Origin of the sequence: Methanoculleus sp. UBA291 (assembly GCF_002499755.1) — an archaeon.
Taxonomy (GTDB): Archaea; Halobacteriota; Methanomicrobia; order Methanomicrobiales; family Methanoculleaceae; genus Methanoculleus; species Methanoculleus palmolei.
This window is the reverse complement of record NZ_DANC01000006.1, coordinates 17,827-22,256: the sequence shown is the minus strand read 5'-3', so window position 1 is coordinate 22,256 and position 4,430 is coordinate 17,827. Positions and strand designations below refer to the sequence as shown.

The following is a 4,430-nucleotide window of genomic DNA, read 5'->3' as shown; positions in this document are numbered from 1 at the left end:
AGGGGGAGCAGCGGGTCGACTGCACGCACGTCGCGGAGTTTCCCGAGCGCCTGCGCCGCGACCCAGCGAACCTCGTTCTCGCTGTCGGAGAGGGCGGAGATCAGCGGCTCGACCGCCCGCGCATCGGCACAATTCCCCAGCGCCTCGACCGCCCGTAACCGGTAGGGAGTGCTCTCGTGCCCGAGCTGCTCGATGTATTTGCCGAGATTCTCCTCACATCGCTTCTCTCGATCTTCCATGAGGCGTTTTATCGAACGTTCCATTGTGATCCCACCACTACTTTCTGCTGCAGACCAGATGTCGTTTACGGTATATAAGCACCCGGCACGATATGCGCACGGCGGGCGACGGAGTGCCCCGCCGCCTGAACGTCATGCATCCTCTTCCCTGTCCTCGCCGATGACGTCGAACGCGACGATCCTGTAGTTGTAATACCGCCCGTCCGTGGTGGTGAAGGAGAGGAAGACCATCAGCCCGTGCTCGTCCGAGATCCAGAGTTCGGCATCGTCGCCGACGGTGTAATACTCGAAACCAAATCCGGCGAGAGCTTCTTCGATGGCGCTCTCGGCCTCCATCTCCCGGACCATCCCGAACGTCGCGGCGAGAGGATACTGCCGCTCTTCAAGAGCAGCAACCTGGAGTTTTGCCCGCCTCTCTGCAAGGAAGAGAGTATCCAGGGCGGTCATGACTTCCTGTGCGACGACGTCCGTCTCCTCCGACCCCATACCCGGTACTTTGGGGTTAGCAGTATATCTTTTTTCAGCAATAACCGGAGTTTGAGAGACCCGAAAGGTTTTGAGTGACGACGGTCGGGAGAGCGCCGGGAGGACGACCGGAAGAGGTGCGGACAATCACGTAGCGGTGCTCTGTGGAGTCACGGCGCTGTCGAGTGATTATTTCGCTCATCGTGTTCATGGGAAAAACAATTCGCGAAAGAGTGGTCCGGAGGCGTCTTTACCCTCATTACGGCGTTATCATAACGAAACCCTAAAACGCCTCCGTGCAGATACAAGGGTGATGGCAGAAGACAGGCTCAAGATCGTCGTATTCGGGTCGTTCAATGCAGGAAAGTCCAGTTTCATCCAGGCTCTCGATCCCCGGAGCCGCCACATCGAAGCGACCTCAAACGAGGGTCCCACGACGGTGGCATTCGATTTCGGCAGGTTACAGGTGAGGGATAAGGCGGTTTACCTCTTCGGGACGCCGGGGCAGGAGCGGTTCGAGTTCGTCCGGCAGATCCTCTCGCGGGGAATGGACGGCGCGATCATCGTCGTTGACGCCACCACCGGGGTAGACGCGATGACGCAGCACCTCTACAGTTACCTCAAAGCGCTCAACGTGCCGCTCGTGTTCATGGCGAACAAGTGCGACTGCCCGGGCGCGGTGCCCGAAGCCGTCCGCCGGGACCTTCCCGGAGAGACGGTGCACCCTATCTCTGCGCGGAACGGCGAGAACGTCTACGCGGCACTTGATGCCTTTGTTGCAACCCTGGTCGCCGGGTAGCGATCATTTTTACTGCCTGTGAGTCATTGATCTCTGCAGACAATGACCCGCAAAGAGTCTTATATCAGGGAGATTGCCCGGCTCCTCTCGAGTTTCCTTACAGGCGGGAATGCCGAGGATCTTCTCACCTACCTTGTCGCGGGGAGCAACCTGCCGGGGCCCCGGGCAAACCTGGAACTTGCAGGAGCGTTCAGCGAGACCGTGCGGGAGTTCGCAGGTGCCGACGCCGACGATAACCAGGTCCTGTGGACCCTCTGCGTCGAGTTATCCTGCATCTCCCCGGAAGATGCGCCGACAGACGACCCCCACGAGTTCCTTCCGTTCTGCGGTGTCCGGGGCATCGGAGCGATCGGGTCCCTCTCACCGGAATGCGTTGAGGCGGCGCTCGCGCACCTTGCGGAGGCGGCGGTCGACCCGCGGCGGCGGGTCCGGGAGGCGGCGGCAATGGCGATCCGGGACCTCCTCTCCCTCCAGCGGGAGACGACAGTCCCGGGACTGGAGGACTGGGTGGAAGGGGGGTCCTGGCCTGCCATGCGGGCCGTGATCACCGGGGTTGCCGAACCGGACCTGCTGGCCGAGCCGGACTTCGCGGAGGCCGCGTTCCGGTTCCACCGCAAGACTCTGATCCGCGTATATATGGCAAAGGAGAGGGAGTCCGAGGCATTCAGAGCGCTTCGGGAAGCGCTCGGCTACACACTCAGTCCGGTCATCGCCGCCCTCCCCGGGATCGGCTTTGAGTACCTGCGGCAGCTTGCGACTCTCGATGACGCAGATATCCGGTGGATTATCCAGGAAAACCTCAAAGAGGGCCGGCTTGGAAAGCGGTATCCGGAGACGGTGCAGCACATCCGGGCGCAGATGGCGTAAAAGCGCCTGCAGGGCCTCTATCGTATCGGGATATCGATGGAGGACTCTCGCTACCCGGGGCCCGCGGCGAGACACGCCTCTGCCTCCCCGAGCAGCCAGTCACGTTCTGCCGCCCGCCAGGGCAGCCGTGCGATCCTGAGATAGCCGAGCGCCATGAAGAAGGGAAGCTGCGCGGTATTGCGGCGGAACTCTTCTTCGCCGTTGCTGTAGTGCCAGAGCAGGTGGCCGATATAGTCCTCCGCCCGGGCGGACCCGGGCGAGGCCTTGATCTCGGAAGCGAGAATGCCGAGGTCGCGGATCGGGTGCGCGTGGTCTCTGGAGCCCTCGAAGTCGACCGCGCAGGTGCCGCCGTCGAAGAGGTAGTTGCCGGGCGTGGCGTCGCCGTGGACCACGCAGCCTGCGTCGGGGCAGATCCGCGGGCTGTGCCGCCACGCCCCGAGAAGACGGCCGAACCTCTCTCTCCCCGGTGCCGGAAGGCCGTTCTGATCGAGCAACGCGTGAAAGTAGGCAAAATCGCGCTCCCGGTCGCAGGAGGTCTGCGTACTCTCGTGGAGCCGACGGAGCAGGTGCGCTACGCCGGTCAGGGGTTCGTAGAGGGACTCACCCGCCGCGAGGAGTTCCCGCAGGGTTCTGCCAGGAACATACTCGGTCACGAGGACCGCATGAAACCGGCTGTTCGTCGCGAGTGCGCCGGGAACGCGGACCCACCGTGCTATGCTGCGGAGCAGGTGAAACTCGTTCATCATCGCCGCATTCGCGTCATAGCGGGTCTTCGCGCCCGTCGGCGCGCCGAAAAACTTGCCGATCACGCTGATGCCCGCATCAATAAATTCGTAGCGGCAGACGACGTGCGACGCCGGCTCTATCCGGTAGACCCGGGCCTCGTCGTCCGGCTCCGGAAGCCGGTCCCAAAGGACGCCAGCCAGCCAGTCCCTGAACACATCGCCGGCCTCCAGACGTCCGACCGCTCTTTCGATGCTCACCCGACCCCTCTTCTCCCGGCCTCTCCGGCATGACGTTATGAAAGACCCGGGAGTCTCCGGGAACAATGAAGGTATCCCCTGTTGCAGGGTCGACCCCGATGTCCTCATGCTTCTTTTGAGGAACAGCAATGACGTCTGGAGGTGTGCGAGACCTTCGGGCAGGTGGTCCGGCTTTTTCTCTCCGGACGCCTTCCCACAACGGTGAACTACCCCGCGCCTTTTGGGCGCGGCTTCCTGCTTCATTCTTCCTCCATTGAGGCAGGTCCACAGGCTCAACGGCGCGTTCCGCGCCTGATACCAGGTTGCTTGGTTATCGCAACACAGATAGAGCATTATTGGATGGATTGATAGAAGAATGTATCGTATCGAAATTGATTACAGGAAGGGCGGTTCCGCTTCACGGAAGATGCTCCGCATCTTCCTGACAGGCACAACCCTTTGGGTTGTGCCGTGCCATCCCCACCCTGAAGGGTGGGGTCTTCCCGCTCCACCCCCTTCACCCCCGCAAGATAAATACCGCTCACCCCCACATTCTCCCGGGACATCATGCCGGTCGCAACCATTCGTACGGCGAGGGACGGGCGCTTGAGCAGAAACAAATGCCTGCCCTCTTTCGGAGCCGGCAATAAACGAATGTTTTTGCAAGGCCGGTTGGGGTGAACGGAATCATGACGCGCAAACTTGACGAGAAGGACTTCGCCATCCTGCGGAAATTGGCCCCCGAATACAGCGGCATCCTCTGCCCGGAGGCGGGACACGAGTTCCACTCGATCCTCCCGCCGGTCTCTAATCACATCGCCGTCGACGAAAAAGACTTTGCGGAACGGGCCGGCCGCCTCTCGGACGAAGACTGGCGCTACCTCACCGACCAGATCCTCTCCGGTCGGGAAGACCTCGGATGCATGCCGGAAGAAGACCTCGATACCGCCCTCATCCATATCCAGAAGGCGGTATCGGAAGAGGCGGCCGAACGGGTCCGCAGGCTCTATCACCTCTCCGGATGCGGGGTGCTGTAGACCACATCCGGAAACGGTATATGCTGCGACGATAACCTGACCTTATGGACTTAAAAGAGCA

General features: G+C 61.6%; 6 protein-coding genes. 3 read left to right on the top strand and 3 right to left on the bottom strand.

Annotation, left to right across the window (positions count from 1 at the left end; genetic code table 11):
• Together BP737_RS01275 and BP737_RS01270 are read right to left on the bottom strand one after the other, a co-directional pair.
• A partial coding sequence (locus BP737_RS01275) for a HEAT repeat domain-containing protein (RefSeq protein WP_342685821.1) occupies nt 1-263 on the bottom strand: 263 nt, incomplete at its 3' end.
• A 108-nt stretch (nt 264-371) separates the two neighbouring features.
• Nucleotides 372-725 carry a hypothetical protein gene (locus BP737_RS01270; RefSeq protein ID WP_292393843.1) on the bottom strand — a complete coding sequence of 118 codons (354 nt, stop codon included), beginning with the start codon at nt 723-725 and terminating at the stop codon, nt 372-374.
• A gap of 292 nt (nt 726-1,017) precedes the next feature.
• On the opposite strand from BP737_RS01270, the gene BP737_RS01265 reads away from it, so the two are divergent.
• Entirely contained in the window at nt 1,018-1,503 is a 486-nt protein-coding gene (locus tag BP737_RS01265) for a GTP-binding protein (protein WP_292393845.1), read from the top strand.
• A gap of 42 nt (nt 1,504-1,545) precedes the next feature.
• The gene (locus tag BP737_RS01260; RefSeq protein WP_292393847.1) at nt 1,546-2,370 is read left to right on the top strand and encodes a hypothetical protein; all 825 of its coding nucleotides are present in this window, start codon (nt 1,546-1,548) and stop codon (nt 2,368-2,370) included.
• A 50-nt stretch (nt 2,371-2,420) separates the two neighbouring features.
• On the opposite strand, the gene BP737_RS01255 is transcribed toward BP737_RS01260, so the two are convergent.
• Nucleotides 2,421-3,353, bottom strand: a complete 933-nt coding sequence (locus tag BP737_RS01255) for a phosphotransferase (RefSeq protein ID WP_292393849.1) — start codon at nt 3,351-3,353, stop codon at nt 2,421-2,423.
• A gap of 668 nt (nt 3,354-4,021) precedes the next feature.
• Here BP737_RS01255 and BP737_RS01250 point away from each other — a divergent pair.
• Nucleotides 4,022-4,369, top strand: a complete 348-nt coding sequence (locus BP737_RS01250) for a hypothetical protein (protein WP_292393851.1) — start codon at nt 4,022-4,024, stop codon at nt 4,367-4,369.
• The last annotated feature ends 61 nt before the right edge of the window (nt 4,370-4,430 follow it).

Bases quoted from the DNA above. Each gene is read 5' to 3' on its own strand.
- BP737_RS01270 (WP_292393843.1), bottom strand. From the start codon at position 725: ATGGGGTCGGAGGAGACGGACGTCGTCGCACAGGAAGTCATGACCGCC.
- BP737_RS01265 (WP_292393845.1), top strand. From the start codon at position 1,018: ATGGCAGAAGACAGGCTCAAGATCGTCGTATTCGGGTCGTTCAATGCA.
- BP737_RS01260 (WP_292393847.1), top strand. From the start codon at position 1,546: ATGACCCGCAAAGAGTCTTATATCAGGGAGATTGCCCGGCTCCTCTCG.
- BP737_RS01250 (WP_292393851.1), top strand. From the start codon at position 4,022: ATGACGCGCAAACTTGACGAGAAGGACTTCGCCATCCTGCGGAAATTG.